Annotated in this window: 28 protein-coding genes, 1 tRNA gene and 1 other RNA gene; 14 read left to right on the plus strand and 16 right to left on the minus strand. The window is 56.4% G+C overall.

Annotated features, from left to right (window positions below):
* Nucleotides 1–51 precede the first annotated feature (51 nt).
* The gene (gene recR, locus BUQ90_RS11470) at nt 52–648 is read left to right on the plus strand and encodes a recombination mediator RecR (RefSeq protein ID WP_074205334.1); all 597 of its coding nucleotides are present in this window, start codon (nt 52–54) and stop codon (nt 646–648) included.
* 3 nt (nt 649–651) lie between these two features.
* On the opposite strand, the gene BUQ90_RS11475 is transcribed toward recR, so the two are convergent.
* Nucleotides 652–993, minus strand: coding sequence for a hypothetical protein (locus BUQ90_RS11475; protein ID WP_074205335.1), 342 nt, complete (start codon nt 991–993; stop codon nt 652–654).
* A gap of 154 nt (nt 994–1,147) precedes the next feature.
* Between BUQ90_RS11475 and def the strand changes: the two genes are divergently transcribed.
* Nucleotides 1,148–1,714, plus strand: coding sequence for a peptide deformylase (def, locus tag BUQ90_RS11480; protein WP_074205336.1), 567 nt, complete (start codon nt 1,148–1,150; stop codon nt 1,712–1,714).
* Nucleotides 1,715–1,808: 94 nt separating this feature from the next.
* Entirely contained in the window at nt 1,809–3,200 is a 1,392-nt protein-coding gene (locus BUQ90_RS11485) for a DNA recombination protein RmuC (RefSeq protein WP_074205337.1), read from the plus strand.
* A 5-nt stretch (nt 3,201–3,205) separates the two neighbouring features.
* On the opposite strand, the gene BUQ90_RS11490 is transcribed toward BUQ90_RS11485, so the two are convergent.
* The 7 genes from BUQ90_RS11490 to BUQ90_RS11520 are packed head-to-tail and all read right to left on the minus strand — an operon-like array spanning nt 3,206 to nt 8,373.
* Nucleotides 3,206–4,021: a TrmH family RNA methyltransferase gene (locus tag BUQ90_RS11490; RefSeq protein WP_074205338.1), complete on the minus strand. Its 816-nt coding sequence runs from the start codon at nt 4,019–4,021 to the stop codon at nt 3,206–3,208.
* 5 nt (nt 4,022–4,026) lie between these two features.
* Nucleotides 4,027–4,305, minus strand: a complete 279-nt coding sequence (locus tag BUQ90_RS11495; RefSeq protein ID WP_074205339.1) for an HPr family phosphocarrier protein — start codon at nt 4,303–4,305, stop codon at nt 4,027–4,029.
* The gene (locus BUQ90_RS11500) at nt 4,302–4,706 is read right to left on the minus strand and encodes a PTS sugar transporter subunit IIA (protein WP_074205340.1); all 405 of its coding nucleotides are present in this window, start codon (nt 4,704–4,706) and stop codon (nt 4,302–4,304) included. The genes BUQ90_RS11495 and BUQ90_RS11500 overlap by 4 nt, the downstream gene beginning before the upstream one ends.
* A gap of 5 nt (nt 4,707–4,711) precedes the next feature.
* The gene (rapZ, locus tag BUQ90_RS11505) at nt 4,712–5,647 is read right to left on the minus strand and encodes an RNase adapter RapZ (RefSeq protein WP_074205341.1); all 936 of its coding nucleotides are present in this window, start codon (nt 5,645–5,647) and stop codon (nt 4,712–4,714) included.
* On the minus strand, nt 5,644–6,087 hold the full coding sequence (locus BUQ90_RS11510) for an HPr kinase/phosphorylase (protein WP_074205342.1): 444 nt from the start codon (nt 6,085–6,087) through the stop codon (nt 5,644–5,646). Before BUQ90_RS11510 ends, rapZ begins: the two co-directional genes overlap by 4 nt.
* Entirely contained in the window at nt 6,084–7,697 is a 1,614-nt protein-coding gene (locus BUQ90_RS11515) for a sensor histidine kinase (RefSeq protein WP_074205343.1), read from the minus strand. The genes BUQ90_RS11510 and BUQ90_RS11515 overlap by 4 nt, the downstream gene beginning before the upstream one ends.
* The gene (locus BUQ90_RS11520) at nt 7,669–8,373 is read right to left on the minus strand and encodes a response regulator transcription factor (protein WP_074205344.1); all 705 of its coding nucleotides are present in this window, start codon (nt 8,371–8,373) and stop codon (nt 7,669–7,671) included. The genes BUQ90_RS11515 and BUQ90_RS11520 overlap by 29 nt, the downstream gene beginning before the upstream one ends.
* A 239-nt stretch (nt 8,374–8,612) precedes the next feature.
* Here BUQ90_RS11520 and BUQ90_RS11525 point away from each other — a divergent pair, with 239 nt between their 5' ends.
* Complete coding sequence (locus tag BUQ90_RS11525; RefSeq protein ID WP_074205345.1) at nt 8,613–10,208, plus strand: phosphoenolpyruvate carboxykinase; 1,596 nt, start codon at nt 8,613–8,615, stop codon at nt 10,206–10,208.
* Here the strand turns inward: BUQ90_RS11525 and BUQ90_RS11530 are convergent.
* A complete protein-coding gene (locus tag BUQ90_RS11530) occupies nt 10,172–10,996 on the minus strand; it encodes a hypothetical protein (RefSeq protein WP_074205346.1) in 825 nt (274 codons plus the stop codon). The two genes, BUQ90_RS11525 and BUQ90_RS11530, sit on opposite strands and share 37 nt — an antisense overlap.
* 118 nt (nt 10,997–11,114) lie before the next feature.
* Here BUQ90_RS11530 and BUQ90_RS17585 point away from each other — a divergent pair, with 118 nt between their 5' ends.
* The gene (locus BUQ90_RS17585; RefSeq protein WP_143182844.1) at nt 11,115–11,309 is read left to right on the plus strand and encodes a hypothetical protein; all 195 of its coding nucleotides are present in this window, start codon (nt 11,115–11,117) and stop codon (nt 11,307–11,309) included.
* 19 nt (nt 11,310–11,328) lie between these two features.
* On the opposite strand, the gene BUQ90_RS11535 is transcribed toward BUQ90_RS17585, so the two are convergent.
* Nucleotides 11,329–11,985: an alpha/beta hydrolase gene (locus BUQ90_RS11535; protein ID WP_074205347.1), complete on the minus strand. Its 657-nt coding sequence runs from the start codon at nt 11,983–11,985 to the stop codon at nt 11,329–11,331.
* 142 nt (nt 11,986–12,127) lie between these two features.
* Here BUQ90_RS11535 and BUQ90_RS11540 point away from each other — a divergent pair, with 142 nt between their 5' ends.
* The 9 genes from BUQ90_RS11540 to BUQ90_RS11580 all read left to right on the plus strand — a co-directional run bounded on the left by BUQ90_RS11540 (nt 12,128) and on the right by BUQ90_RS11580 (nt 21,057).
* The gene (locus BUQ90_RS11540; protein WP_074205348.1) at nt 12,128–13,201 is read left to right on the plus strand and encodes a cysteine desulfurase family protein; all 1,074 of its coding nucleotides are present in this window, start codon (nt 12,128–12,130) and stop codon (nt 13,199–13,201) included.
* Between the two features lie 15 nt (nt 13,202–13,216).
* Nucleotides 13,217–14,314 (plus strand): cysteine desulfurase family protein, encoded by a 1,098-nt coding sequence (locus BUQ90_RS11545; protein ID WP_074206384.1) that lies wholly within the window; start codon nt 13,217–13,219, stop codon nt 14,312–14,314.
* Nucleotides 14,311–14,658, plus strand: coding sequence for a 2Fe-2S iron-sulfur cluster-binding protein (locus BUQ90_RS11550; RefSeq protein ID WP_420812018.1), 348 nt, complete (start codon nt 14,311–14,313; stop codon nt 14,656–14,658). Before BUQ90_RS11545 ends, BUQ90_RS11550 begins: the two co-directional genes overlap by 4 nt.
* 2 nt (nt 14,659–14,660) lie before the next feature.
* Nucleotides 14,661–15,587 carry a class A beta-lactamase gene (bla, locus tag BUQ90_RS11555; RefSeq protein ID WP_074205349.1) on the plus strand — a complete coding sequence of 309 codons (927 nt, stop codon included), beginning with the start codon at nt 14,661–14,663 and terminating at the stop codon, nt 15,585–15,587.
* A gap of 51 nt (nt 15,588–15,638) precedes the next feature.
* An RNA gene (ffs, locus tag BUQ90_RS11560) (signal recognition particle sRNA small type) lies at nt 15,639–15,733 on the plus strand.
* A gap of 90 nt (nt 15,734–15,823) precedes the next feature.
* Nucleotides 15,824–17,677 (plus strand): DNA polymerase III subunit gamma/tau, encoded by a 1,854-nt coding sequence (locus BUQ90_RS11565; RefSeq protein ID WP_084192680.1) that lies wholly within the window; start codon nt 15,824–15,826, stop codon nt 17,675–17,677.
* On the plus strand, nt 17,674–18,009 hold the full coding sequence (locus BUQ90_RS11570; protein WP_074205350.1) for a YbaB/EbfC family nucleoid-associated protein: 336 nt from the start codon (nt 17,674–17,676) through the stop codon (nt 18,007–18,009). The genes BUQ90_RS11565 and BUQ90_RS11570 overlap by 4 nt, the downstream gene beginning before the upstream one ends.
* Before the next feature lie 105 nt (nt 18,010–18,114).
* Nucleotides 18,115–20,538 (plus strand): endopeptidase La, encoded by a 2,424-nt coding sequence (gene lon / locus BUQ90_RS11575; protein ID WP_074205351.1) that lies wholly within the window; start codon nt 18,115–18,117, stop codon nt 20,536–20,538.
* A 243-nt stretch (nt 20,539–20,781) separates the two neighbouring features.
* On the plus strand, nt 20,782–21,057 hold the full coding sequence (locus BUQ90_RS11580; RefSeq protein ID WP_074205352.1) for an HU family DNA-binding protein: 276 nt from the start codon (nt 20,782–20,784) through the stop codon (nt 21,055–21,057).
* 160 nt (nt 21,058–21,217) lie between these two features.
* Here BUQ90_RS11580 and BUQ90_RS11585 read toward each other — a convergent pair.
* The 6 genes from BUQ90_RS11585 to BUQ90_RS11610 all read right to left on the minus strand — a co-directional run bounded on the left by BUQ90_RS11585 (nt 21,218) and on the right by BUQ90_RS11610 (nt 26,979).
* Nucleotides 21,218–21,293: transfer RNA gene (locus BUQ90_RS11585), tRNA-Lys, on the minus strand.
* Between the two features lie 76 nt (nt 21,294–21,369).
* Nucleotides 21,370–22,482 carry a rod shape-determining protein RodA gene (gene rodA / locus BUQ90_RS11590; protein ID WP_074205353.1) on the minus strand — a complete coding sequence of 371 codons (1,113 nt, stop codon included), beginning with the start codon at nt 22,480–22,482 and terminating at the stop codon, nt 21,370–21,372.
* A 3-nt stretch (nt 22,483–22,485) separates the two neighbouring features.
* The gene (gene mrdA / locus BUQ90_RS11595; RefSeq protein ID WP_074205354.1) at nt 22,486–24,462 is read right to left on the minus strand and encodes a penicillin-binding protein 2; all 1,977 of its coding nucleotides are present in this window, start codon (nt 24,460–24,462) and stop codon (nt 22,486–22,488) included.
* Nucleotides 24,459–24,974: a rod shape-determining protein MreD gene (mreD, locus tag BUQ90_RS11600; protein ID WP_074205355.1), complete on the minus strand. Its 516-nt coding sequence runs from the start codon at nt 24,972–24,974 to the stop codon at nt 24,459–24,461. The genes mrdA and mreD overlap by 4 nt, the downstream gene beginning before the upstream one ends.
* Entirely contained in the window at nt 24,974–25,882 is a 909-nt protein-coding gene (gene mreC, locus BUQ90_RS11605) for a rod shape-determining protein MreC (protein WP_074205356.1), read from the minus strand. The genes mreD and mreC overlap by 1 nt, the downstream gene beginning before the upstream one ends.
* Nucleotides 25,883–25,938: 56 nt before the next feature.
* Complete coding sequence (locus BUQ90_RS11610) at nt 25,939–26,979, minus strand: rod shape-determining protein (RefSeq protein ID WP_074205357.1); 1,041 nt, start codon at nt 26,977–26,979, stop codon at nt 25,939–25,941.
* Nucleotides 26,980–26,999 lie beyond the last annotated feature (20 nt).

The raw sequence follows: 26,999 nt of genomic DNA on the forward strand, positions 1-26,999 counted from the left end.
TGCAAAGCTGCCCCTTGGCAGACAGGAGTGTATGTCCCTAAAGACTGGACCATGGCATCGCAAGAGATCGAAAATCTGGTTCAGGCCCTGGCGCGTCTTCCCGGTCTGGGTCCAAGATCCGCACGCCGCGCGGTCCTGTATCTGCTGAAGCGGCCCGAGACGACGATGAAGCCGATTCTGTCTGCTATGGAACAGGTGGAAGCCAATCTCGTGACCTGCACCATCTGCGGCAATGTCGACACGAAGGATCCCTGCCAGATATGCTCCGATCCGCGCCGGGATGAAAAATCACTATGTGTGGTCGAGGAGGTCTCCGACCTGTGGGCGCTGGACAAATCGCGGCTGTTTCCGGGCAAATTCCACGTCCTCGGCGGCAAATTGTCTGCACTCGATGGTGTCCGCCCGGAGGACATAAGTATCGACAAGCTGCTCAAGCGGGTAGAGCAGGGCGGAATTGACGAAGTCGTACTGGCGATGAACGCGACGCTCGAGGGGCAAGCAACGGCGCATTATATTGCCGAGCGTCTGGAAAGCTTTCCCGTCCGGCTGAGCCAGTTGTCCCATGGTATCCCGGTGGGTGGTGAACTGGACTATCTCGACGAAGGCACGCTCGCTCAGGCTTTGCGATCCCGCCGCCCGGTCGAGTGAGGATCAGGTCTCGGCCTGTTTTCCGAGCAAAATCGACCTGATATCACCGCCTTCAGTGAAGCTGATCACCAGCAGATAAAAGGACAGAAACAGGATTCCGCCGGTCAGGGCCAGCGGACTGAGCAAAAGTCCGGTGGCCGAAAACTTGTAGCGCCAGGCGATCCAGAGCGCTGACAGGATCAGAAAGCCGAGGAAGTCGAAATTGAACTGCCCTGGCCAGGCCATTTTCGCGATGTCACCAAAAAAGACCGGAACCAGCCCCCACCCGTGATTGGAGATTGTGACCAGCGTGTAGCCAACAATGCTGACGAACATGACGGTCAATATGGAACGGAATATGAGCATGATTTCCCCCGGTTTCTTTGCTGTTTGCGTTGCGGTGACAAGCTATATGATGACCGACGTAGGGCTCGCAATTACCTCGTGGATAATGACATTCAGCTCGTTGTGCGATGCTCCGGCGCTTGACGCAACCCGGTCGAATCCCTAAATTTCCCGGATGGCCATATTACCAATTCTTGAAGTTCCCGATCCGCGTCTGAAAACGGTGTCGGAACCTGTGACCGAGTTCGATGACGAGCTCAAAACCCTAATCGCCGACATGTTCGAAACCATGTACGACGCGCCTGGAATTGGGCTGGCCGCGATACAGGTCGGTGTCCCCAAACGGATCCTGGTTATCGACCTGCAGGAACCGGTCGAGCACGATCATGAGCATGGCGAAGATTGCAATCACGAGCATGAAGTGGTGAAAGACCCGAAGGTGTTCATCAACCCGGAAATCCTGAATCCGTCGGATGACATGAACACCTATAGCGAAGGCTGCCTTTCGGTTCCTGACCAATATGCCGATGTCGAGCGCCCGGCGACGATCACGGCGCGCTGGCAGGATGAAGATGGCAAACAGCATGAGGAACAGCTGGACGGATTGCTGGCCACCTGTCTCCAGCATGAAATGGACCACCTGGAAGGCATTTTGTTCATTGATCATCTGTCCCGTCTGAAGCGGCAGATGGTACTGAAAAAACTCGCCAAATTGCGCAAGGAACAGGGCGTCGCGGCCTGATTTTCCGCATCATTTCCGCTGTTTCCCATTGATGGTTGCATAACGGTCTCCATCAGCCTAGGTTCTTGTTTCGTTCTGATTTGAGGAGCCGCCCTTGGACCCTGTTTTCGCTCTTGTTCTGGCTATAGCCACTCTCGTTCTCGGGCTGGGAGCAGGATGGTTTTTTGGCCAGAAGTCTATTGGTTCCGCCGTAAAGGCCGCCGAAGATACCACGGATTCACTGCGGTCGATGCTCGATGGTGTCACCCGGGAGCGGGATGGTGCCCGCGAGGAGCGGGATCACATCCGCGAGGACCGGGACCAGGCCCGGCAAAGGCTTGCGTCATTGGAGGCGGATGCGCGCAATCATGAAAAGCAGCTGCAACAGCTGATTGAGGCGAAGGAATCGCTTTCGGCCCAGTTTTCCGAAGTCGGAGCCAAAATGCTGGAAACCGCCCAGCGCCAGTTCCTCGAACGTGCGGATCAGCGATTTGATCAGGCCAGCGAAAAAGGCGGTGAGAAAATCGCCAAATTGCTGCAACCCGTCAACGAACGGCTATCGGCCTACGAAGAAAGCGTCCGCAAGATCGAGAAAGAACGGACTGAGTCCTATGCCGGGATCACTGCCACGATCGAACAGGTCCGGCAGGGGCAGGACCGGGTACAGCAGGAAGCCGCACGTCTGGTGAACAGTTTGCGCAATGCACCCAAGTCCCGCGGACGCTGGGGCGAACAGCAGCTCAAAAATGTGCTCGAGACCTGCGGCTTGTCCGAACATACCGATTTTGTGACGGAGCAGAGCATCGATACCGACGAAGGGCGACTGCGTCCCGACGCGGTGATCAGCGTACCCGGTGGACGCAAGCTGGTGATCGATGCCAAGGTCTCACTGAACGACTATCAGGACGCCTTTGAAGCCGAAGATGATGACGCGCGGAGTTTCGCCATGGCGCGGCACTGCAATTCGATGAAAGTGCATATCGATGGTCTCTCGAAAAAGGCCTATTGGGACCAGTTCGAAGACGCGCCCGACTATGTGATCATGTTTGTGCCCGGCGAGCATTTCCTGTCGGCGGCGCTGGAACATGAACCAGCATTGTGGGATCATGCATTCGAGAAGAAGGTGTTGCTGGCCACGCCAACCAATCTTGTAGCAATTGCGCGGACCGTGGCGGGTGTCTGGCGGCAGGAGAAAATGGCGGCCGAAGCCAAGCAGATCGGGCAATTGGGCAAGGAAATGTATGACCGGCTTGCGGTTGCAGGGGAACATCTGAAACGCATGGGTTCCGGCCTCGGCAGCGCAGTCGGCAATTACAACAAATTTGTCGGCAGTTTCGAACGCAATGTGATGGCGACAGGCCGGAAATTCGCAGCGCTTAATGTGGAAACTGGCAAGAAAGAACTGGATCGGGTGGAGGAGATTGAAGCCCTACCGCGCTACGCGGAAGATGTGCAATCCTCGCTGATTGAAGATGCCAGTGCATATAAGGATGAAGCCGCGGAGTAGGCGGTTTAGCTCGTTCGGCGCTGATTGAGCACTTCATAGGCCATGACCGCCGACGCGATCGCGGCATTCAGGCTGTCGGCCTTGCCCATCATCGGCATTTTGACCAGCAGATCGCAATCTTGTTCATAGGCTTCCGGGAGCCCCTGCGCTTCATTGCCAATCAACAGAAATGTGGGAGCTTCATAGCGGACGGATTGGTAGTCCTTGTCGGTGTTCAGGCTCGCGCCCACCAGCTGTCCTTCTCCGGCGCGGAGCCATGCCAGAAATTCCGGCCAGGAAGCCTGGGCGATCTGCTGCGTGAATATGGCGCCCATGCTGGCCCGAACGGCTTCCACCGAAAAGGGATCGACGCAGTCATCGATCAGAATCAATCCGCCGGCCCCGACCGCATCGCCTGTACGCAATATGGTGCCGAGATTGCCGGGATCCCTCAGTGCCTGGGCAACAAGCCAGATGCCGGAACGATCCCGGTCGAGATCAGCAAGTGCGACCGGATGGTCTGCATATATGCCGACAATCGACTGGGGATTGGATTTGCCGGTCAGCTTGCCGATAATGGCTTCGCTGGTTTCAATAACCTCGCCGCCGTCGGCAAATGTCGCTGCTTCGAGGTCCCGGGCGAGAGGATGCAGTTCGGCGCCCTCCACCACAACCAGCAATTTGGGTGTTTTCCCCGCCTCCAGCGCTTCGGTCAATATACGCAGGCCTTCAGCCAGAAAATGGCCTTCACGCTTGCGGTGCTTCTTCTCGCGAAGACTTCGGAGGCGCTTGATGGTGGGATTGGAAAAGCCGGTAATCTGCCGGCGTTCTTGGCTGGGCATGGGAGCTAGTCCTCGCCAAACCCGTCAACGACAAGTCCCGCCAGTTTTTCGAGCGCCGCGTCCGCTTTTTCGCCTTCGACGATGATGTCGACGGTATCGCCCTTGGCGGCGCCCAGCATCATCAGGCCCATGATGGACGTGCCGGTAACTTCGGTGCCATCCTTGGCCACCCGAACGGTCAGACTGTCAGGCAATTTGCTGACATAGGTCACGAATTTCGCGCTGGCTCTGGCATGTAATCCGCGGCTGTTGGTGATGGTGACCGTCTTGCGAAATTCGCTCACCCTTCAGCACCCAATATCTCGGATGCCACGCTGATATATTTCTGACCGGCTTCCTTGGCCGCGTTGACGGCTTCTTCGACGTCCATGCATTTGCGAGCGCCATCGAGACGAATCAGCATGGGAAGATTCACACCGGCAATGACTTCGATCCTGCCCTTGTCCATCAGGGAAATGGCCAGATTGGATGGCGTGCCGCCAAACAGGTCGGTGAGCACGATGACCCCGTTGCCCCGGTCCACGCTGGATATGGAGTCGGCGATTTCCTGTCGCCGTTCTTCCATGTCGTCATGCGGACCGATACATACCGGCAATATCGCCTTCTGCGGCCCGACGACATGTTCCATTGCGGTGATGAACTCGACGGCCAGCTGTCCATGAGTCACGAGAACCAAACCGATCATCGCGATTAATTTCCCTTGTTCCCGTTGCCGTTTTGCATTGATTCAAGCGCTTCCATGGGGCGAGATGCCAGATTGCGATGGGCGACACTGGTCGAAAAGCCGACGGCTTGCAAGTTTTTGCTGAGCGTTTCGGCAACATGTACCGATCTGTGACGTCCACCCGTACAACCAATGCCAATATTGACATAGGCTTTGCCGGCCGCCTGATATTTGGGAAGCAGAAATTCCAGCATGTCCTGAAATTTTTTCAGAGCTTCCTCATAGGCAGGATCCTGTCGAATGTACTCCGCCACAGCCTGATCCTGACCAGTCAGGTCTTTCAATTCGGGATCCCAGAACGGGTTGCTCAAAAAGCGAACATCGAAAAGCAGATCGATATTGCTGGGAAGGCCGCGGGAAAACCCGAAACTCGTCAGAGTGATGGTCGTGTTGTGGCTGTCGCCCAGCGCAAACTCTTTCCGGATTTGTTGCTGAAGGGCATTGGCAGATAATCTGCTGGTATCGATCACATGATCCGCCCAGCGGCGGATCGGTTCGAACTGGTTTCGCTCCAGGGCAATGCCGTCCTTGGCCGGTCGGTCGAGCGCGAGCGGATGCCGACGCCGGGTTTCGGCGTAGCGGCGCTCCAGCTCATCTCCGGCACAATCAAGATACAGCGTTGAGATCAGGAGACTTTCATTGTGCTGCAAACGCTTGATGCGTTCGATCAACCGGTTGGGATCAAAACCTCTGGTTCGGCTGTCAAAGCCTAGCGCCAGCGGCGGATCTTCATCGCTGCGAGAGCTGGAGGGCGGAGTTTTAAGCAAGCCCTCGACCAGACGGATCGGGAAATTATCAATTGTTTCCCAACCGATATCTTCCAGAGTTTTCAGCGCAGTCGATTTTCCCGCTCCGGAAAGACCGGTGATCAGGAGAACCCGTTTTGCATTGTTTGCCGTCATGACTTGTGTTCCTGCGCCAGTAGTTGCTGCAGAGCTATCTCAACCTTCAACGGAGCGCTATGCTCAAAAGCGTTTATCGCGACAGTGGGGATATCAACACCTTGAACGGTCTCGAATTGCCGGTCCATGGGATAGCGATCGGGCTGCTCGACCAACCGGACCTGCAGGCGCAGCGGCACGTCGGATACATGCTCCATGGAAATTATCCCCAGCGAACGAACCTCCAGTTTGCCGGCAATATTTGGTGCCGGTCGTAGCAGCACCCTGTTTTGACTCCGGAGCAACTCCGTCTGATCGTCACTGATCAACCGTGCGCCGCGATCGATCAGCCGAAGAGCCAGATCAGATTTTCCCGCACCGGATGGGCCCAGGAGGAGCACGCCCTGGTCTTTCATGGCAATCGCCGTCGCATGAACGATTTCCGGTTGCCCGCTACTCATCTTGGCCTGTCACTGTCAGCTTTGGGTAACCGGATTTCGAAACATGCGCCGGGCATGCCCGCTGGTTTGTCATGGACGAGAATTCGGCCTTCATGCCCTTCGACTATGGATTTCGCGATCGCCAGTCCGAGACCACTATGTTTTCCAAAGGCCTCGTCTGCGGGGCGATCCGAATGGAACCGGGCGAAAATCTTTTCCCGCTGATCCACGGGAATGCCGGGGCCTTCGTCAGAGATTTGAACCACGACGTCCTCCCCGTCAGGGGTCGCAAGAATTTCAATCAGTCCGCCATCCGGTGAAAAGGAAATCGCATTGTCGATGATATTGGCAAACACTCGCTCCAGGCGGCCATCATCCCCAAACACCATAGCGGCGCCCTTGCCAGGTCGTGCATATGCAATCTTGATTTTGCTAGAGGCTTCCCGCTGCTCCATCGATGCCAGAAGCTCGTCGAGCATGCGACCAATGTCGACGGGTTCAAACCGGGTTCGTGCGAGTTCCGCATCGACCCGCGAAGCATCCGAAATGTCGCTGATGAGCCGGTCAATCCGGCGAACATCGTCATTGGCCACGTCAAGCAGCTGGCGGCGCAGGTCCGCATCATCGACCCGGTCCAGTCCTTCCAGCGCGGAACGGAGGGAGGCGAGGGGGTTTTTGATTTCGTGGCTGACATCGGCGGCGAAAGCTTCCGTCGCATCAATCCGGTGCCGTAAAGCGCCGCTCATGTCGGACAGGGCGCGCGATAGCTGGCCAATTTCGTCGCGGCGCCCCGGCATGCGCGGGATCGCGATTTCCGGTTCTCTGCCGAGCCGGACCCGCACGGCCGCGCGGGCGAGCTTGCGAATGGGCCGCACTATCGTACGGGCGAGGAACAGCGATAACAGAATCGAAACCAGAGCTGCGGCGATAATCACAAGAACAACACTACTGCGTTCGGCCCGGACAATGCGGGTAATGTCCCTGGCATTGCTGGTGAGAAGGACGGTGTTGCCATCCCCGTTTCCAGTTCGGGGCAACGGGGCTCCGGCGATGATGACCGGCGTCCGGTCCGGAGCGAGGCGCACATTGCTGACCGGTCCACTGACTGGAGTCAGATCGCGCAATTCCGGCCATGCCTCGCCGGTATCTGGTGTCGGTTCGGTATAACTCCCAAGGGGTTCCGTGAGCACCACAAACTCGATGGCCTTGTCGAGAAGGCGGGCAATATCCTTGCGAAGAGGCTGGGTGTCCGGATCAATAAACTCATAGGCCGGTTCTGCCAGCAGGAAACTGTCGATGACTTTAATGCCGTTGCCGTCATAGATACGGATCCGGTTTCTCAAATGTGTGGCCAGCTGAACCACCAGTTTTCGCTGTTCCGTGTCGGACCGGTCAACCAGGGCATCCCCGATGATCAGCAATTGCAATTCCGCCTGTGCCAACCGTTCTTCGGTCAGCCGGTCGCGATAATTGTTGAGATAGAACAGGCTGCCAGCAAGCAGAGCGATGGCAAGAATATTGACGGCCAGAATGCGCGTGGTCAGCGATAGCCTGCGGGACCACTGTAATGAGAGATCGGAAGAATCGGGATCGACGGGAGGCTTATTCGGTGTAGCGATAGCCTGCTCCATAGAGCGTGTCGATGGCATCAAAATCGGGATCGACTTCCCGGAATTTTCGCCGCAGCCTTTTGATATGACTGTCGATCGTCCGGTCGTCGACGTAGACGTCATCCTGATAGGCGGCGTCCATCAGCTGATTGCGGCTTTTCACCACACCCGGCCGATTGGCCAGGGTTTCGAGGATCATGAACTCCGTCACCGTGAGGGTGACATTATCCCCTTTCCAGGTCACGACATGGCGGGCAGGATCCATGTTCAGTTCCCCCCGCACCAGCGGTTCCATGCCTTCGACCTCCTGGTCCTGATTGGCGTCACGCGTCAATTCCAGCCGGCGCAGAATGGATTTCACCCGGGCAATCAGGAGGCGTTGGGAAAAAGGCTTTTTGATATAGTCATCCGCGCCCATCGCCAATCCGAGTGCTTCGTCGAGCTCTTCATCCTTCGACGTCAGAAATATCACGGGCAAATTGCTTTTTTCCCGGACCCGGCGGAGCAGTTCGAGACCATCCATTTTGGGCATCTTGATATCAAAAATCCCGAGATCGGGAGGATTGTCGACAATGGCCTGCAATGCCGCCTCACTGTCGGAATAGACGCGCGTAACATAGCCTTCTGCCTGCATGGCAATTGATACCGAAGTCAGTATGTTCCGGTCATCATCAACAAGAGCAATGCTGGCGGCCATGGTCTATGGTATCCTTTGCAAACAATGAGCAGTGACCTAGCGCTTGTCTCCGCGCCTTACAATACAGGATGTTGGGGTTGGCTTTCCGCTATTTTGGACAAATACTACCAGATATGTCATATTTTGGGGCGCTTTCGGTTTTAGATATTTGACCGAATCGATCTGGTTCGATACGCGCCACTCCAAATCCGTTTCAAACGGGATTCAGCCAGACCCGAATTCAACCTAGGGGAATTATCGTGCCACAAGTTTCGTCTGTAACCTTGAACGACCAGGGCTTTGCCACAGAAGCAGAGCAACACTGGAATCTTGGCTCTCCGGCGCTGATCGAAGCCGCTGTTTCTCGAGGTGAAGGACATCTGGCAAAAGATGGCCCGCTGGTGGTCGAGACAGGTCAGCACACAGGCCGTTCCGCCAATGACAAATTTATCGTTCGTGATGACGAGACCGAAAGCACAGTCTGGTGGGGCAAAACCAACAAGGGCATGACGCCGGAACATTTTGCAGCATTGAAAGAAGACTTTCTCGCTGCACTTGGCGACAAGGAAACACTGTTTGTCCAGGATCTGTTTGGCGGGTCCCAGCCGGAGCACCGCGTGAATGTGCGGGTCATCAACGAACTGGCCTGGCACAATTTGTTCATCCGAACCATGCTGGTGCGACCCACCGCAGAAGAGCAGGGCGCTTTTGAACCGGAATATACGATTATCGACTTGCCCAGCTTTCGGGCGGATCCGGAACGGCACGGAACACGTAGTGAAACCGTGATCGCGGTCAATCTGTCCGAAAAGCTGATTCTCATCGGCGGAACCGCCTATGCGGGTGAAATGAAGAAGTCCGTCTTCGGGCTGCTGAACTATTTGCTGCCGCTGGATTCCGTCATGCCGATGCACTGTTCGGCCAATATGGGACCTGAAGGCGATACCGCCGTATTTTTCGGCCTCTCCGGAACCGGCAAGACCACTTTGTCGGCTGATGCCAGCCGGACACTTATCGGCGATGACGAGCATGGATGGTCGGATACCGCCGTATTCAATTTTGAGGGCGGTTGCTATGCGAAGATGATCCGTCTTTCCGAAGAAGCCGAGCCGGAAATTTACGCCACCACCCGGCGCTTCGGAACGGTTCTGGAAAATGTGGTCATGGATCCGGAAACACGGGAACTCGACCTGGATGATGGAAGCAAAGCGGAGAATACGCGCGGCGCCTATCCGATCGATTTTATTCCCAACACGTCCGAAAAGAATATGGGGCCAGTTCCCAAGAATATTATCATGCTGACCGCAGATGCGTTCGGCGTGTTGCCTCCGATTTCGCGGCTGACGCCGGAGCAGGCGATGTATCATTTCCTTTCGGGTTACACGGCCAAGGTGGCCGGCACGGAAATCGGTGTAACGGAACCCGAAGCCACCTTCTCAACCTGTTTTGGCGCGCCCTTCATGCCGCGTCATCCGTCGGTTTATGGCAATCTGCTCAAGGAACGCATTGCAAAAGGCGGGGTGAAGTGCTGGCTGGTCAACACGGGCTGGACCGGTGGCAAATATGGCGAAGGCAGCCGCATGCCCATCAAGGCAACCCGGGCGCTGCTCAATGCTGCCCTCGACGGAAGCCTCAACAATGAGGAATTCCGGATCGACGACAATTTCGGTTTTGAAGTTCCGGTTGCCGTGCCTGGCGTTGATACCGCAATTCTTGATCCCCGTTCCACCTGGTCAGACAAGGCAGCTTATGACGAAACTGCCCAGAAACTTGTCGGCTTGTTCATTAACAATTTTGAGCAATTTGCCGAACATGTGGATCAGAATGTCAGGGAAGCCGCACCAAATGCGGCCTGATCTGCCGGAATTTCGATTTGAGACGGGGTCAGCTCCGAATAGCTGATCTCGAGCACTGCGCCATCTCTGTGGCACCCCGTAAGCTGTGCATTCTGCGGGGCGTTCAGCAATAGCTCGGAATCGCGGGTCACATTGTCTCCGCATCGGAGTGCGCCTGTGATCTTCAGAAAATGCGCCATCCATTCCCGCGCACTTTGTTGGGCTGGAAAGAGGGTACGTATTTCGGTGCCTGAAAAATAATGCAGACCTCGCGTCTCAAAGCGCCCGTTGCCCGGTTCGTGCAAGCCAATCTGAACAATGGTGGGGAATATGTGACCCGCTACATAATGATCCACCGCTTCCGAGAAATGCGCGAAATCCACATGGAGTTTTGCCGGACGCCAGAAAACACCCGTTGCCCCGAGTTCGTGACCAATAGTGCGCGCGATCGAAAGCAAGACCATGTTGATGGGTTCCAGGTGCTTCCCGCCAACCAGATGTTGTCCCAGTGCGATGCCGACAGCTGGGCAGTCAGAGTGGATTCTCGATGTAAAAAGATTATTGATTTCGCGATCACGGCCCATGTCCCGGGTACAGTCGACGCTTAATCGGAAAACCATCCCATCACAGACGACTTCTCGAAACAAAGCCGCTCTTTCATTTCTGGGTCGGGAGGATTTGGGTCGAGCCGTATCCCGGACAATGGAGATTTTGTCGAGATCAACATCGACATCTTGCCGGCACAGGATCAATAAAACCGGGACATGACAATGTGTTTCGTCCCAGTTGCTATCGACAGCTTTGCTCATGCTGCAAAAATAGCCGAGGTCGCTGCGGCTCCCTAATGCATATTGTCTGGATATTGTCGTGGGATCGCCTTGAAATCTGCGGTAGGGGCAGGCAATAACTGACTGGAAGGAGCAAGCTTTGGCTGACTGGGTATTATCAGTATTGATGCTGGCAGGCGCTGCACTTCTGGGCGGCGGTATCTATCTTCTGGTCAAGGGACAGAACCGCAAGCAGGGCTGGCTGATGCTGCTGGCGTCAGCGGTGATGTTCATGAACGTCGTGATCTGGACCATCCCGACCCCGAATGAGGCCGCGTCAACGGAAAACCGGTAAAACGCGACTTTCTAGGAAGTTATTTAATTGGCGAGTCCGGTGCGAGGCGCATGTCGAGATAATTGTCGACAGAGCCCATCAGCAATTCCATTTCATTCTCGTAAAAATGATTGGCGCGCGGTATTTCATCATGATGGATGGTGATGTGTTTCTGGGTCCGCAATTTGTCGACCAGCTTCTGGACCGCACTCGGTGTGACAACTTCGTCATTCACGCCCTGAATGATGATCCCGGACGAGGGGCAGGGAGCGAGGAAGTTGAAATCATACATGTTGGCAGGTGGCGAAACCGAGATAAAACCCCGAATTTCCGGACGACGCATCAGCAATTGCATCCCGATCCACGCGCCAAAACTGTAGCCGGCGATCCAGGTCGTTTGCGCCTCGGGGTGAAAACTCTGTACCCAGTCGAGAGCTGCCGCGGCATCGGACAATTCGCCGATGCCATTGTCAAATGTGCCCTGGGATCGACCAACACCACGAAAATTGAATCGCAGCGTGGCGAAGCCGCGTTTAACGAACGTCTTGTACATTTCCTGAGTGATCCGGTCGTTCATCGTGCCGCCAGCCTGGGGGTGAGGATGCAGGATCATGGCGACAGGTGCGCGTTCGCGAGGGGGAGGGCTGAACCGTCCCTCAAGTCGTCCTTCAGGTCCGGTAAAAATTACGTCAGGCATGTGTTTTTCAATTCTGTAATCAGAGTGTACTGAGTGGCGACAAAAATGCAGATAAGCTTTTGCGCTGGCTGAAGCGCCTATATAGAGATAGTCAGCAAATCCGCAACTCTATCCGACACACATAAAGGTTTTGTCCCCGGGCATGTCTGAACTGAAACGCACCTATCTGGATTATGCAGCGACTGCTCCTTTGCTGGAGGAAGCTCGGGCAGCCTGTCTGGAAGGCTTTGCACGGTGGGCCAATCCGTCGTCGCCCCATGCGGACGGTCGTGCCGCACAGCAGATGCTGGAAAATGCACGCCTGCGCATGAAAAAGGCGCTCGACTGGGATGGGGAGGTCATTTTCACCGGCGGTGCAAGCGAAGCGATTGCCCTTGCCATCGGACAGTCAAAAACAGACACCCGACTGGTATCACCGGTTGAGCATGACGTGGTCCTGCGCTGCGCAGAAAATGCGGAGAGTATCGCGGTCGACCTCAATGGCCTTGTTGTGCCGATGAAACTCAACCATCAGCTCAAGGGGCACGAAGCGCCCGTACTCGTTATCGTCCAGTCAGTGAACAATGAAACCGGCGTGATGCAGGACATGGCAGCAATCGCCAAAATCGTGCGGGACCGCGGCGGAGTTTTTTTTGCTGATTGTTCGCAGTCTGCCGGAAAAATGCCATTGCCAGATGCCGACATGATTGCGATTGCGGCCCATAAATTTGGCGGACCGCCGGGTGTTGGTGCCCTGCTGATCAAGGACTTAACCTTGCTGAGCCCACGCGGCGGGCAGGAGCAGGGATATCGCTCCGGCACGCACAATCTGCCATATATCATGGCGATGGTCGCTGCCCTTGAAGCGCCGGCCAACTGGGCAGGTCGCGCAACGGAACTGCGAACCCATCTCGACAATGCGATCAAAAATATGGGTGGTACGGTCATCGGCGAAAACGCACCGCGTATCGCCACCATAGGCAGCTACCAGATGCCTGGCGTGGCGGCGAATACGCAACTGATAAAATTTGATATGGCTGGTTTTTCGATCAGCGCCGGCAGCGCCTGTTCCTCAGGCACGCTCAAGACCAGCCATGTGCTGCAGGCCATGGGCATTGATGACACGACCGCCAGCGAAGTGATCCGGGTCAGCATCGGGCGGGACACCACGCGGTCACAAATCTATGCCTTCATTGAAAAATGGCAGGCGATTTTCGACGAATCCCGACGGACCTGAACGGCAGTGAATGACCTGATCTATCTCGACAACCAGGCCACGACCCCGCTGGCCCCGGAGGTATTTGACGCCATGGCACCATGGTTGGGCCATGATTTCGGAAATCCGCATAGCCCCCACATCATGGGCCGGAAAGCGTTCGCGGCAGTAGAACTGGCCAGAGAACAGGTGGCGACGCTCTTTCCGGACGGCGGCCAGGTTTATTTCACCGGGACCGCAACAGAAGCGTTGAACATGGCATTCGGCGTGGTTCGAGGCATGCAAGAGACAGGGCGAAACCGGATCGTCCTGCCCGACACTGAACATGCGGCTGTGCGTGACACCGCGCTCTGGTATCGCAGTCAGGGCTTTGATGTCCTGTTGCATCCGGTCCGTGAGGATGGCCGGGTGTCCCTGGATGATCTGGTCAAGGTGATTGATCAGAAGACAGCCCTGGTCGCCAGCATGCTGGTCAACAACGAGATTGGTGTCATCCAGCCGGTTCGTGAAATTGCAGATCTGGCCCGCCAGGCCGGTGCAGTCAGTCTTTGCGATGCCGTGCAGGGATATGGCCGGGTGGACATCCCGGACAATATCGACATGGCGGCAATTTCCGGTCACAAAATCTACGGCCCCAAGGGCGTCGGAGCCTTGTGGGTAAGGGATGGTATTGATGTCCCGCCACTGATCCACGGCGGTGGTCAGGAAGGCGGTCTGCGTTCGGGGACTCTTTCACCGGCATTGTGCGTCGGAATGGGAAAAGCCGCTAGCCTGTGTGCGATACGGGCGGATGCGGACAGGGAGCATATCTCTGCCCTGGCGGCGAGGGCCCGCGCGTGTTTCTCCGACTGGACGATCAATGGCAGTGCCGAGGAGCGCTATCCCGGCAACCTCAATATCCGTCGTGAAGGGCTGGATGTGGCGCGACTGATGTCCGATGTCCGATCGGTTGCATTCTCGGCAGGCTCGGCCTGCGCAAGCGGTTCCGGCCGCCCCAGCCATGTTCTCGCGGCACTCGGACTGGAACGAGACCAGATAAAATCCTCGATCCGGCTTGGATTTGGACGGTACAACAGTCTGGAAGAGATCGAGTCAGCGGCTCGAACCATCAACGAAGCAGCGGAGGCGCAGTGACTGATTCACAGATTCAGGTCCGGTTTGTCGGTGCAACCGGAGACAGTGTGACCGAAGTGCAGGCCAGCGTCGGAGACAATCTGCTGGCTGTCGCGCAAAATCATGATCAACCGCTCGAAGGAACCTGCGAAGGTCAAATGGCCTGCTCGACCTGCCATGTGATTGTGGACACGGAATTTTTCGACAGGTTGCCGGAAGCCTCGGAAATGGAAGAGGACATGCTTGATCTTGCCGCAGGCGTGCGGCGAACCAGTCGCCTGGCCTGTCAGATAGACCTTACCGAAGATCTCGATGGCCTGACCGTACGGATACCATCCGAAAGCCACAATATGCAGGGGATTTGAGGATGTTAAACCGTCGGACATTGATCGCCGGAGTCCCGGCGATGCTGCTGGCTCGACCGGTGGGAGCCCTTTCCGCGCCGCCAAAGGATGCGACCTCAGGATATCAGGATGCTGCCGCCCGACGCGAAATCGCGGCCATTGAAAAACAGACCGGCGGCCGTGTCGGGGTGGCCCTGACGAGCCGAAGCGGAGAGACAGACTTTTCCTGGCGGGGTGGCGAACGTTTCGCCATGTGCTCGACATTCAAGGCACCGTTGGCATTTGCGCTATTCGACGCGGTGGAAAAACGGGATTTGGACCTTGATGCCCGATTTGCACTCAAGAAATCGGATCTGGTGCCTTACGCACCCTATGTGGAAAAGCGCCTGGCAGAAGACCAGCCCGTCAGTTTCATGCAGCTGGCAAAAGCGGCCGTGGCGATCAGTGATAATGCAGCTGCAAATCTCATCTTGAAGGCTATTGGAGGGCCGGCGGGCTTCACGCGCTTTGTGCGAAATCACGGCGATGAAATTACCCGCCTGGACCGGATCGAGCCGTTTCTGAACGAGAACAAGCCGGATGATCCGCGGGACACAACTTCGCCGGAGGCTTTTGCGTCTTTGATGCACAGCCTGATGATTGCCCGGCCAAAACACAAGCATAGCACCACGGTTTATGACTGGATGGCCAACAGTCCCACCGGCCGCAATCGCATACGTCTGGGTTTGCCATATGGCTGGCCCGTCGGGACAAAGACCGGCACGGCCGCCGGGGGTATTGCCGTGAATGATGTGGCGATTTTCTGGCCGTCTTTCTCTGGTTACGGGGGTGATGAGCCACGCATTTTGAGTGTCTATTGGGATCGCCCAACGGTTTCGCGCGTGGAAACCGAACTGGCAATGGCCCGAATCGCAAAGATTGCCGCCTGGTTAGTTCCGCGGGAAGGTTGAGGCAGGACCGGAATTTGCTTGAAACTGAGGCAAAGCCTCGCCATATGCGCAGCGGGAGTCGGGTGGACGTAGTGTTCGCCAACCCGGTCAGGTCCGGAAGGAAGCAGCCGTAACGATTTTTCTGCGGGTCGCCCGGCTCCTACTCATTACATTGATCGCTTTGTTGCCTGGCATTTGTGCTTCCAATACCGGTTTAACCCTTCGACATTCCGGCACCAAGCGCCTAGACTGACCGCATGTCCGATTCACCCGATATTTTTGCAGCTGGCGGCGTGGAGGCACCGGCTGCCCCGGCGCCATCGGCGAACCAGCCTTATCGCGTTCTGGCCCGGAAATACCGGCCTTCCAGCTTTGCAGAACTGATCGGTCAGGATGCCATGGTTCAGACGCTGGGCAATGCGATCCGGCGGGACAGGCTGGCGCATGCCTTTCTGATGACCGGCGTGCGTGGTGTCGGCAAGACCACCACAGCGCGGCTGATCGCCAAGGCACTGAATTGTATCGGAGAAGACGGGCAGGGTGGCCCAACCATCGATCCCTGCGGAAAATGCGAACCCTGTCAGGGCATAGCAGAAGGCAGCTTTATCGATGTCATCGAGATGGATGCGGCCAGCCATACAGGCGTGGACGATGTGCGCGAGATTATCGAGGCCGTGCGCTATTCGTCGGTATCGGCGCGTTACAAGATCTACATTATCGACGAAGTGCACATGCTGTCGAAAAATGCGTTCAACGCGCTGTTGAAGACACTCGAAGAACCACCGGCCCATGTGAAGTTCATTTTCGCAACAACTGAAGTGAACAAGGTTCCCATTACCGTCCTCTCGCGCTGTCAGCGTTTTGACCTGAAAAGGATCAAGGCAGACCAGCTCTCCGCACATTTCGCGCATATCGTCGACAAAGAGGGCGTGAAAGCCGAGCAGGAAGCGCTGGATCTGATTGCCCAGGCGGCCGAAGGATCAGTGCGGGATGGTCTGTCCATACTGGATCAGGCGATTGCCCATGCGGACATGGACGGCGAAGGTGACGGTTCGGGTGAAGTTCGCGCGGTCCAGATCCGCGAAATGCTAGGTCTGTCCGATCGCGGTGCCATACGCCGTCTTTTCGGACAATTGCTGACCGGCGATTCGCAAGCACTGCTGGACGCAGTGGACGAGCAATATCGCATTGGGGTCGAGCCGCTGTCGCTGATGAACGGACTGCTTTCGCTTTCGCATCAGGTGACGTTGTACAAGGTTGGCCGAACAACCGATCCGACGTTGTCAGAAGAAGCCCGGTCCCTCCTGAAAGACTGGTCGGAAGGCCTTTCCTATCCTGTTCTCCACCGCTTGTGGCAGCTTCTTCTGAAAGGGTATCAGGAAGTGCAACAGGCCCATATGCCGCGTGAAGCCTGTGATATGGCGCTGTTGCGGGTGCAATGCGCCGCAGATATGCCGGATCCCGGCAAATTGCGGAAAATGCTGGATGACATGTCGGATTCGGGTCGCATCGATGCGCCCCCACCGATGGAAAATACCCCTGCAAGTACATCGGGTGAGCCCGCATATGCCGCACAGTCCGAGCCATCAGGCCAGAGCCAGGAGTTAAGCGATCCGCAATCTGTCGCCACGTCCGGAAGTGAACCGGACACACAGCCGGGTCCAGAGATATCAGAACCCGAAGCGACAAAGCCGGACGCATCGCCAGCATCTTTTTCGGGGATCGTCGATCTTGTCGGGGAAGTCTCGGTCACCAAACAGAGCATTTTAAAGGCAGATATTCGATTAATCGAATTTGCGCCGCCAAAGATTGTGTACGAGGCGGTTCGCCCGATCTCCCCGGCGGATCTCAATCAGATTTCTGACATTCTCAAGCAGGAAACGGGAGAAATCTGGTCCTTTGAGGAGGGAACCGGAACGCCAAAGCCGAGCCTGGATGAACAGGCGGAGCTTGAAAAACAGGCCGCGCATCAGAAAATTCTGGAAATGCCGATGGTCAAGGCGGCATTCGAAGCCTTTCCAGATGCCAAATTGCTTGAATCGGCAGAGTCATCTGACCAGATAACCGAGGAAACACAACAGCCGCACCAGACAAGGAGTTCGCTGGCATGAAATCAATGGAAGAAATGATCCAGGCGGCCCAGGAGGCTGCGCAAACGGTCCAGACACAGATGGAGGAAGCCCAGAAGAAACTGGACAGCATCGAAGTGGAAGGCAAATCGGGCGGTGGGCTGGTGACTGTCACGGCCACGGCCAAAGGCCGGATTCTGGGCGTCAAGATTGATGACAGCCTGCTCAAACCGGATGAAAAGGGCATTCTCGAAGATCTTGTTGCAGCAGCGTTTAATGATGCGCGGGACAAGGCTGATGCTGTCAGCAGCGAAGAAATGGGCAAAATGACCAGCGGTTTGCCACTTCCCGGTGGTTTCAAATTGCCATTCTGAGCTTCTGTTCAGCTTGTCGCAGGGCGCTTGAAGTGCAAATCCGGCACCCCATATAGCTCTAAAGTAGTTCTGTGCGTGACCGTCACGCAATATTCTGGAGTATAAATGTCTCAGTCTGAATCCCGCCCGGAAAACCGTTCCCTTCCATTGCTTCCCCTGCGGGATATCGTCGTTTTTCCGCACATGATCGTCCCGCTTTTTGTCGGCCGCGACAAATCGGTTGTTGCGCTGGAAAAGGCGATGGACAGCGACAAGGACATTTTTCTTGTGGCACAACTCGATCCGGCAGAGGATGATCCGTCCCGCGATCAGCTCTATGACATGGGAGTTGTTGCGACGGTTCTGCAGCTGCTGAAACTGCCGGATGGCACCGTCCGGGTTCTTGTTGAAGGCAAACAGCGCGCCCGCCATTCTTCGCTCGATGAGCAGGAAGATGGCTTTGTACTCGCAAGTGTGGAGCTCATAGAAGAGCAGCCGGTTGAAGGGCATGAAACTACAGCCCTGATGCGGTCGGTGGTCGAGCAGTTCGAAAACTATTCCAAACTCAACAAGAAAATGCCGGCTGAGACGGTTGTTCAGCTGGGCGAGATTGATGAAGCCGCGCGACTGGCAGATGCAGTTGCCGCCAATATCAACGTCAAAGTGGCTGACAAGCAAAGCCTGTTGATCGAAGGCGATCCGGTCAAGCGACTGGAGATGGCCTTTGCTTTCATGGAAGGCGAACTGGGCGTTTTGCAAGTTGAGAAAAAGATCCGCGGCCGTGTGAAGCGCCAGATGGAGAAGACTCAGCGCGAATATTATCTGAACGAACAGATGAAGGCCATTCAGCGCGAGCTCGGTGATGGCGAGGACGGCGAAGGCGACGAGCTTTCGGCACTTGGCAAGAAGATCGAGGAGATGAAGCTCTCGAAGGAAGCCAAAACCAAAGCCAAGGCGGAGTACAAGAAACTCAAGGGCATGCAGCCCATGTCGGCGGAAGCCACGGTTGTCCGCAACTATCTGGATGTTTTGCTGGGACTGCCATGGGGCAAGAAGTCGCGGCTGAAAAAGGATATCAAACAGGCCGAAAAAACGCTGGATGATGATCATTTCGCTCTCGAGAAGGTGAAGGAGCGGATCATTGAATATCTCGCGGTCCAGGCCCGAACCAACAAGTTGAAAGGCCCGATTCTGTGTCTGGTTGGCCCTCCCGGTGTCGGTAAGACATCGCTTGGCCGCTCGATTGCCCGGGCTACGGGACGCGAATTTGTGCGTCAGTCGCTGGGCGGAGTTCGCGATGAAGCGGAAATTCGAGGTCACAGACGGACCTATATCGGTTCGCTGCCGGGCAAGATCGTCTCCAACCTGAAGAAGGCCGGGACCTCCAATCCGCTGTTCCTGCTCGACGAGATCGACAAGCTGGGTCAGGATTTCCGGGGTGATCCGGCATCGGCCCTGCTCGAAGTTCTCGATCCGGAACAGAATGACAAGTTCCAGGATCATTATCTCGAGATTGATATTGACCTGTCCGACATCATGTTTGTGACCACGGCCAATTCGCTCAACCTTCCGCAGCCTTTGCTGGACCGGATGGAGATCATCCGGCTCGAAGGCTATACCGAAGATGAAAAGCTTGAGATCGCCAAGCGCCACCTGATTGCGAAACAGGTGGATGCGCATGGTCTCAAGGAGGGGGAGTTTGCCCTCACTGACGACGCTCTGCGGGACCTGATCCGTTATTATACGCGGGAAGCCGGTGTCCGGACGCTGGAACGGGAAATCGCTAAACTCGCGCGAAAGGCGTTGCGACGCATCCTCGAAGGCGAGTTCAAGACCGTCGAAATCACGCCAGACAATCTGTCCGAATATGCCGGCGTGCGGAAATTCCGTCACGGGGTCAGTGAAGAAGAAAATCAGGTCGGTGCGGTTACCGGTCTCGCCTGGACCGAAGTGGGCGGCGAATTGCTGACCATCGAGTCGGTCACCGTCTCTGGCAAGGGACAGATCAAGACCACCGGCAAGCTTGGAGAAGTCATGACAGAATCCGTTCAGGCGGCCCTGTCATTCGTCAAGGCGCGGGCACCTTCCTATGGCATTAAGCCCAGCCTCTTCAGCCGCAAGGATATTCATATCCACCTTCCTGAAGGCGCCGTCCCCAAGGACGGGCCGTCAGCTGGTGTGGGTATCGTCACCGCGATTGTTTCGACACTGACCGGGATTGCTGTCCGTCGTGATGTGGCGATGACTGGTGAAGTGACTCTGCGTGGCCGGGTGCTTCCGATCGGCGGTCTCAAGGAGAAACTGCTTGCGGCCTTGCGCGGAGGAATCACTACCGTGCTTATTCCGGCGGAAAACGAAAAGGATCTGGTGGAAATTCCGGAGAATATCACCTCATCACTCGAAATCATCCCGGTGAAGCATGTCGACGAGGTTCTGGCGCAGGCGCTGGCGGAGAAAGTTGCCCCCATTGAATGGAGTGATGCCGACGAACTGGCCAGCCATGCGACGGCTCCGGTGACCGATGAGCCGGGATCCGCTGCCCGGCACTAACAGAACTGTCCGTTGCGAGTCGTTTAGTCCCGGTATTCCGCCAAGATTCGGGCCTTCCGGTGCCTATTGAAGAGGCAGAATGCAACTCATCGCAGTTTTTTCGGTATTTTGACGTAAAAATTGTGTCACTGACCCAAAATCTGGCGGTTTTCCTTTGACTCACGGGTTAATCTTGGTGTTACTGCGTCTCAGACAAAGACGCGATTCAATACAGAGTTGCACAGAGAAGGGGGGATACCCATTATGAACAAACAGGATCTTATCAGTAGCGTTGCAGACCACAGTGGTCTCAGCAAAAGCGATGCCGGCAAAGCCGTAGACGCGGTTTTTGACTCCATCACAGGCTCACTGAAGAGCGGCAATGAAGTCCGTCTCGTCGGATTTGGTACTTTTTCTACTTCCAAGCGCAAAGCATCTACCGGCCGCAACCCGCGGACCGGTGAGCCAATGCAGATTCCTGCATCGACTCAGGCGAAATTCAAAGCCGGCAAGGGCTTGAAGGACGCTGTAAACAAGTAATTGTTTAATCGGGAAGCGTGGAAGCGCTTCCCGTTTTTCTTTCGCGCTTTGTTTTGAAAACTCAGGCGGATCCTCACGGGTCCGCCTTTTTCAATATCTGCGACCGGGACGATCCTGTGCGGGCCATCATATATTGATCAGGCAGGGAAAGGATATCGAATGGTAGACGCTACAGGGTTCGAACCTGTGACCCGCTGATTAAGAGTCAGCTGCTCTACCAACTGAGCTAAGCGTCCAAGTCCATTTCGATATGGGCCATATAGGGGCTATCAGACGGAGTGCAATGGATTCCTTCGGGTTTTCGGCAAATAATTATGCAAATGCACCACCGCGTCGTCCGGGATGGCGGTCAATCGACATGAGAATCCCTACGCAGATCATGATTGTCATCATCGAAGAGCCGCCGTGGCTCAGGAATGGCAGCGGAATGCCGACAACTGGTGCAAGCCCCATCACCATCATCAGGTTGATCGCCACGTAGAAGAAAATTGTCGTGGTCAGCCCGGCTGCCGCCAGCTGAGAAAAGCGGGTCCTGGCCTTCATCGCCACCCCCAGACCCCAGCGGAACAGCAGGAAAAAGCAGAACAACACAACGACGCCACCCATAAGCCCCCATTCTTCCGCCATTGTGGCAAAAACAAAGTCGGTGTGACCTTCGGGAAGATAGTCGAGATGGCTCTGGGTGCCATTCAGAAAACCCTTGCCGAAAATTCCACCCGATCCAATGGCAATCTTGGACTGGCTGATATGATATCCCGCACCGAGCGGATCATTCTCCGGATTAAGAAATGTGGTGACGCGCCGTTGCTGATAGTCTTCCAGTCCGAAGAAGAAGGCGAGTGGGGCGAGGACGGCGAGGAGTGCAGCGCCGCCAACGAACAGACGCATGGGCAGGCCGGCCAGAAATGCCACGGTCATGGCGCCGGACACCACCGTGATGGTCGTCCCGAGATCGGGCTGAAGCAGAATCAGGGCACAGGGAAAGGCCAGAAGCAGCAACAGAGGCCAGACTGCGCCCCATGTCCGGATCTGGCCGGGAGGCAGGAGGTCATAGAACCGCGCGACGGCCAGAATGATGGCGGGCTTCATCAGCTCTGACGGTTGTATCCGTATGAAGCCAAGGTTGAGCCAGCGCTGACTGCCACCGCCAACTGCACCGATCAGCTCGACTCCGAGCAGCATGATTACGACCACGGTATAGACCGGGAAGGCGATGGTTTTCCAGAATCGTTCCTTGAAGCGTGACAGGACAATGGCCATCGCCAGAAACACCATGAAACGGATCATGTGCAGTCCTGCCCAGGGGGTCAAACTGCCTCCCGCTGCCGAATAGAGCACGACGAAGCCGAACGAGGCGAGCACCAGCAACAGCAAAATTGTTCGCCAGGGCAACTGTGCGATGGGTGCAGGGATGAAGTCGTTCAACGCCTATTGCCCCAGTTCCGCGCCATCGGTGGCTGCATTTGCATCTTCGGCTGCCGGCGGCGGCTGACGCCCCTCGGCAATCGCCTTTTCCAATTCCAGATTTGCCCGATATTCCGCGAGTTGCCGGTCCATGCGAGTCTTGATGGTACCGCCCCAGGCTTCTTCCAGCGGAGCCAGTCGCTCCATTGCCTTGTCGCGATCATAGAGAAATGTCATGACATCGCGAGCGACAGGATAGGCCGCGCCGGATCCACCACCATGCTGGATGACGACAGCCGCGGCATAGCGGGGATTGTCGACCGGTGCGAAACAGACAAACAGTCCGTGATCGCGGAATTTCCAGGGGACATCACGACCCCCGCGGCCGTATTTCAGGCTGACCACCTGAGCCGTGCCCGTTTTTCCGCCAAGTTCGATATTCTCGAGGGGCAGCCGCGCTCGACGTGCCGTTCCCGCGCCATTGACGACTTCGCTCATCGCTGTCCGCACATAAGAGAGATGCTCGGGAGAGATATCCAGCGGCGGGGCAGCGCGCCGGTCCTTGTCGTAAAGCAGGTGCGGTTCCAGTTTGCGTCCGGAAGCCATGCGGGCCGCCATGACACATAATTGCAGAGGGTTTGACAGAAAAAATCCCTGACCGATGGCGCTGTTTACCGTGTCAAAATCCGCCCACTCGCGGTCATGCCGTTTTTTGATCCACTGCGTATCCGGAACAGTGCCATAGCTTTGGGACGCAACGGGCAGATCATATTTGGCGCCCAGACCCAGTTCCCGGGCCATCAGCGCAATCGTGTCATAACCCACCCGCAAGGCCATTCTGTAGAAATAGGTGTCACAGCTCTGGGCGTTGGCTTTCATCATGTCGACGGTGCCATGATTGCTGTGGCAATTGAAAAACCGGTTGCCGACGCGCATCCCGCCCCCGCACCGGACGGTTTCTTCCGGGTCGATGCCGCCACGGAGCAATGCCAGAGAGACCATGGGCTTGATCGTGGATCCGGGCGGGAAGAGCCCCTTCAGGGCCTTGTCGCGCAGCGGCACATGGTCATCATCCCGCAACATGCCATATTCGGTCTGGCCGATCCCGTCGGAAAAGCTGTTTGGGTCGAAGGACGGCATCGACGTCATCGTCAAAATGTCACCGCTCCGGCAGTCCATGACAACAACCGCGCCCGATTCCGGGCCGAGACGACGAGCGGCATATTCCTGCAAGTCGATGTCGAGTGTCAGTTGCAGGGCCTTGCCCGGGGTGTCGGGTCGGGAATCCAGCTCGCGCACGATTTTCCCGCGGGCCGTCACTTCTACCCTTTTGGCGCCGGGTTTGCCCTGAAGCCGGTCCTCGAATGTCTTCTCAAGCCCATCCTTGCCGATCTTGTAGCCCGGCGTCACCAGGATGGGATCCGGATTTTTTTCGTAATCTTCGGCACTGGCAATTCCGACATAACCAGCCAGGTGACCCACGGCTGCACCGGTCGGATAAAAGCGCGAAAATCCCTGCCTTGGTGAAACACCGGGGAGGTCCGGCAGGCGCACACTGACGGCTGCAAAATTTTCCCAGTCCAGTCCCGTGGCCACCTGGACGGGCTGGAAGCTTGTTGCCTGCTCAAGTTCCTTGTTGATCCGTTCGATGGTTTCCTGATCCAGTGCCAGTAATTCCGCCAGTGTGGCGATCGTCTTTTCCTTGTCCCGCATGCGGTCTGGAATGATATCAACACGAAAATCGGTCTTGTTGTTTGCAACCGGCTTGCCATTGCGGTCGATCAGCCAGCCGCGCCGGGGCGGCACGAGGGTCAGATTGACCCGGTTGCTTTCCGAAAGCAGCTGATAGCGTTCGTTTTCAGCCACCGAAATATAGGCCATGCGTCCGGCCAGCAATATTCCTATGCCCGCCTGCAAACCTCCGATGATTGTTGCCCGACGCGAAAAGGTCAGCGCCTGAACAGCGCTGGAAATGGTCTTGCCGCCCCCAAGACTGCTCATCGTGCCACCCGCCAGCTGTCAACAGCGCCGATCAGCCGTGTCACGAAGGGATAGAGCAAAATCGAAAGCAGAATCTGGGGTACGAGAATTTCGAGACGCAACAGGTTACTCTGGAAGTCGATGACGAGCATGCCGCATATTAGCACAAAAATGATCGAAAGGGAGGCGATCAGCCAGTCCTGCCAATAGTCCCGGCCAACCCCGCGATTGTCGAGTGTTTCCAGGGCTATGAATATGAGTGACCACAAAAGGGCCGCACTGCCAAAGGGCTGTCCGCTGAACATGTCATCGACAAGGCCCAGCGGAAAACCGGCCCATACCGGCCAGTAGCCGGGTCGGATGAGACGCCATGCCAGCAATATGAGCAATCCCATCGGGGGCAGGATCGGATAATCAGTGATCAGCGGAAGGGCCGTGATCATCGAGCCCAGAATGACTGTCACCGCCGGAACAACCTTGATCCGCAATTGCGACGGTTGGCGGTTGAGGCGGGATCGGTAAGCCTTGGCCATCAGTCCCCGCCCGCTGCATCACCGGCCAGTCTGTCCGCTTCATCCTGTTCAGCCTGGCGAACGGTCTCTGCCTGAAAAATCGGTTGCACGATGACGTGACTGGCCTTGGCAGGGTTTGCCAATATTCTTGCGATGGCGCCGGTGTCACTTTGACGGATAACAACGGCTACCGGAATGCCGGGACTGTACAACCCGCCGCTGCCGGAAGTGATCAGCAGGTCACCGCCTTTGAACGGATTGGTCCCCAGATTGATCGGTTTGACTTCAACGGTCCCGTCACCAAGTCCTGTGGCAAAGGCGGGCAGTTCATCGCTTGCCCGCTTGACCGGAGTGACATTTTGGCCATCGGAAACCAGCAGGATCCGGGCGGTCGTTGGTCCGGTCTCCAGCACCCGTCCAACCAGCCCTTCCGGGGCCCGCACCGGTTGCCCGGCCTCCACCCCGCTCGTATTCCCCACGCCGAGAGTTGCGATTCGGCGGGAGCTCGAGGAAGTGGAGCTAATCAGCCGGGCCATGGCCACGGCTTCCGGCACCTCCTCGTTGAGATCGAGCAGCCGTTTGAGCCTTTCATTTTCCTGCTTTAACGCACGTGCTTCCAGAATCTCGATCCGGTAGCTATCCAGCTCCCGCTGCATTTCGGCATTTTTCGATGCCGCCGCAAAATAGGCGGAAACTTCTTCGCCGAATTCTCCGGTTGCGCCCCCCACTTCGCTGAGGGTTTTGCTCACTGGTGCGGTGGCTTCCGCACCTATGGTTCGCAGAACCGCAAAGCCGCGCGGATCAAGAATGGAAATGGCCAGCAAGAGAAGCCCGATAACCGCGCCCAATATGCCCAGCAAATAGCTCGCGAAAATGCTGTATTGCGCGCGCTTGGAAAATCCTGGGCGCCGATGTTTTGGCGCGGCCATGCCCGTCTATCCTTTCATTACCGTCTCAGGTTGACCCAAAATCATCAAAATTTCGTCTACGCCGTCGTCAGAACGCCGCGGAAAATTTCATCTTCCATGGCACGACCGGTTCCAATAGCGACACATGCCAGCGGATCTTCGGCAACAGTGACCGGCAGGCCGGTTTCTTCACTCAATGCTTCATCAAGTCCGGAAATCAAGGCGCCGCCGCCCGTCAGCACGATCCCTTGATCGACAATGTCAGCAGCCAGTTCAGGGGCGGTGTTTTCCAGGGCGATCCGCACACCTTCGATGATTGTTCCGATGGGCTCACCAAGCGCTTCGGCAATCTGCCCCTGGTTTATTGAAATCTCCTTGGGCACCCCGTTCACCAGATCACGGCCCTTGATATGAATCGTGTGGCCAATGCCATCCGCCGGAGCCATGGCAACTCCAAAATCCTTCTTGATACGTTCCGCCGTGGTTTCGCCGATCAACAGGTTGTGATGACGACGAACATAAGAGACAATGGCTTCGTCCATCTTGTCGCCACCGGTCCGCACGGATGTCGTATAGGCCAGGCCGCGCAGCGAAAGCACAGCAACCTCGGTTGTTCCACCGCCAACGTCGACGACCATGGAACCGATCGGTTCGGTAACCGGCATGTCCGCACCTATCGCAGCCGCCATGGGTTCCTCGATCAGGAACACCTGACTGGCGCCGGCATTGGATGCCGCATCGCGAATGGCGCGTCGTTCGACGGATGTCGATCCGCTGGGCACACAGATCACGATTTCCGGATAGCTGAGCAGCTTGCGCTTGCCATGGACCTTCTTGATGAAATGCTTGATCATCTGCTCGGCGACATCAATGTCCGCGATGACGCCGTCTCGCAGCGGACGGATCGCCTCGATACTGTCGGGCGTCTTGCCCATCATCATCTTCGCGTCATTGCCCACAGCCTTTACTTTTTTGACACCATTTGACGTTTCGATGGCAACAACAGACGGCTCGTTGAGGACGATTCCCTGACCGCGGACATAGACAACCGTGTTGGCGGTTCCCAGATCGATCGCCATATCCTGCGACCTGAACTTGAACAGATTTCCAAAGACCATAATTTTATCCGTATTTTCTT

It is taken from the genome of Parasphingorhabdus marina DSM 22363 (assembly GCF_900128895.1).
Classification (GTDB): Bacteria; Pseudomonadota; Alphaproteobacteria; order Sphingomonadales; family Sphingomonadaceae; genus Parasphingorhabdus; species Parasphingorhabdus marina.

What these genes read in the sequence shown, in the direction of transcription:
- recR (WP_074205334.1), top strand. Translation starts at nt 52, where the DNA reads ATGGCATCGCAAGAGATCGAAAATCTGGTTCAGGCCCTGGCGCGTCTT.
- BUQ90_RS11475 (WP_074205335.1), bottom strand. Translation starts at nt 993, where the DNA reads ATGCTCATATTCCGTTCCATATTGACCGTCATGTTCGTCAGCATTGTT.
- def (WP_074205336.1), top strand. Translation starts at nt 1,148, where the DNA reads ATGGCCATATTACCAATTCTTGAAGTTCCCGATCCGCGTCTGAAAACG.
- BUQ90_RS11490 (WP_074205338.1), bottom strand. Translation starts at nt 4,021, where the DNA reads ATGCCCAGCCAAGAACGCCGGCAGATTACCGGCTTTTCCAATCCCACC.
- BUQ90_RS11500 (WP_074205340.1), bottom strand. Translation starts at nt 4,706, where the DNA reads ATGATCGGTTTGGTTCTCGTGACTCATGGACAGCTGGCCGTCGAGTTC.
- rapZ (WP_074205341.1), bottom strand. Translation starts at nt 5,647, where the DNA reads ATGACGGCAAACAATGCAAAACGGGTTCTCCTGATCACCGGTCTTTCC.
- BUQ90_RS11510 (WP_074205342.1), bottom strand. Translation starts at nt 6,087, where the DNA reads ATGAGTAGCGGGCAACCGGAAATCGTTCATGCGACGGCGATTGCCATG.
- BUQ90_RS11515 (WP_074205343.1), bottom strand. Translation starts at nt 7,697, where the DNA reads ATGGAGCAGGCTATCGCTACACCGAATAAGCCTCCCGTCGATCCCGAT.
- BUQ90_RS11520 (WP_074205344.1), bottom strand. Translation starts at nt 8,373, where the DNA reads ATGGCCGCCAGCATTGCTCTTGTTGATGATGACCGGAACATACTGACT.
- BUQ90_RS11530 (WP_074205346.1), bottom strand. Translation starts at nt 10,996, where the DNA reads ATGAGCAAAGCTGTCGATAGCAACTGGGACGAAACACATTGTCATGTC.
- BUQ90_RS11535 (WP_074205347.1), bottom strand. Translation starts at nt 11,985, where the DNA reads ATGCCTGACGTAATTTTTACCGGACCTGAAGGACGACTTGAGGGACGG.
- BUQ90_RS11540 (WP_074205348.1), top strand. Translation starts at nt 12,128, where the DNA reads ATGTCTGAACTGAAACGCACCTATCTGGATTATGCAGCGACTGCTCCT.
- bla (WP_074205349.1), top strand. Translation starts at nt 14,661, where the DNA reads ATGTTAAACCGTCGGACATTGATCGCCGGAGTCCCGGCGATGCTGCTG.
- BUQ90_RS11565 (WP_084192680.1), top strand. Translation starts at nt 15,824, where the DNA reads ATGTCCGATTCACCCGATATTTTTGCAGCTGGCGGCGTGGAGGCACCG.
- BUQ90_RS11570 (WP_074205350.1), top strand. Translation starts at nt 17,674, where the DNA reads ATGAAATCAATGGAAGAAATGATCCAGGCGGCCCAGGAGGCTGCGCAA.
- lon (WP_074205351.1), top strand. Translation starts at nt 18,115, where the DNA reads ATGTCTCAGTCTGAATCCCGCCCGGAAAACCGTTCCCTTCCATTGCTT.
- BUQ90_RS11580 (WP_074205352.1), top strand. Translation starts at nt 20,782, where the DNA reads ATGAACAAACAGGATCTTATCAGTAGCGTTGCAGACCACAGTGGTCTC.
- mrdA (WP_074205354.1), bottom strand. Translation starts at nt 24,462, where the DNA reads ATGAGCAGTCTTGGGGGCGGCAAGACCATTTCCAGCGCTGTTCAGGCG.
- mreD (WP_074205355.1), bottom strand. Translation starts at nt 24,974, where the DNA reads ATGGCCAAGGCTTACCGATCCCGCCTCAACCGCCAACCGTCGCAATTG.
- mreC (WP_074205356.1), bottom strand. Translation starts at nt 25,882, where the DNA reads ATGGCCGCGCCAAAACATCGGCGCCCAGGATTTTCCAAGCGCGCGCAA.
- BUQ90_RS11610 (WP_074205357.1), bottom strand. Translation starts at nt 26,979, where the DNA reads ATGGTCTTTGGAAATCTGTTCAAGTTCAGGTCGCAGGATATGGCGATC.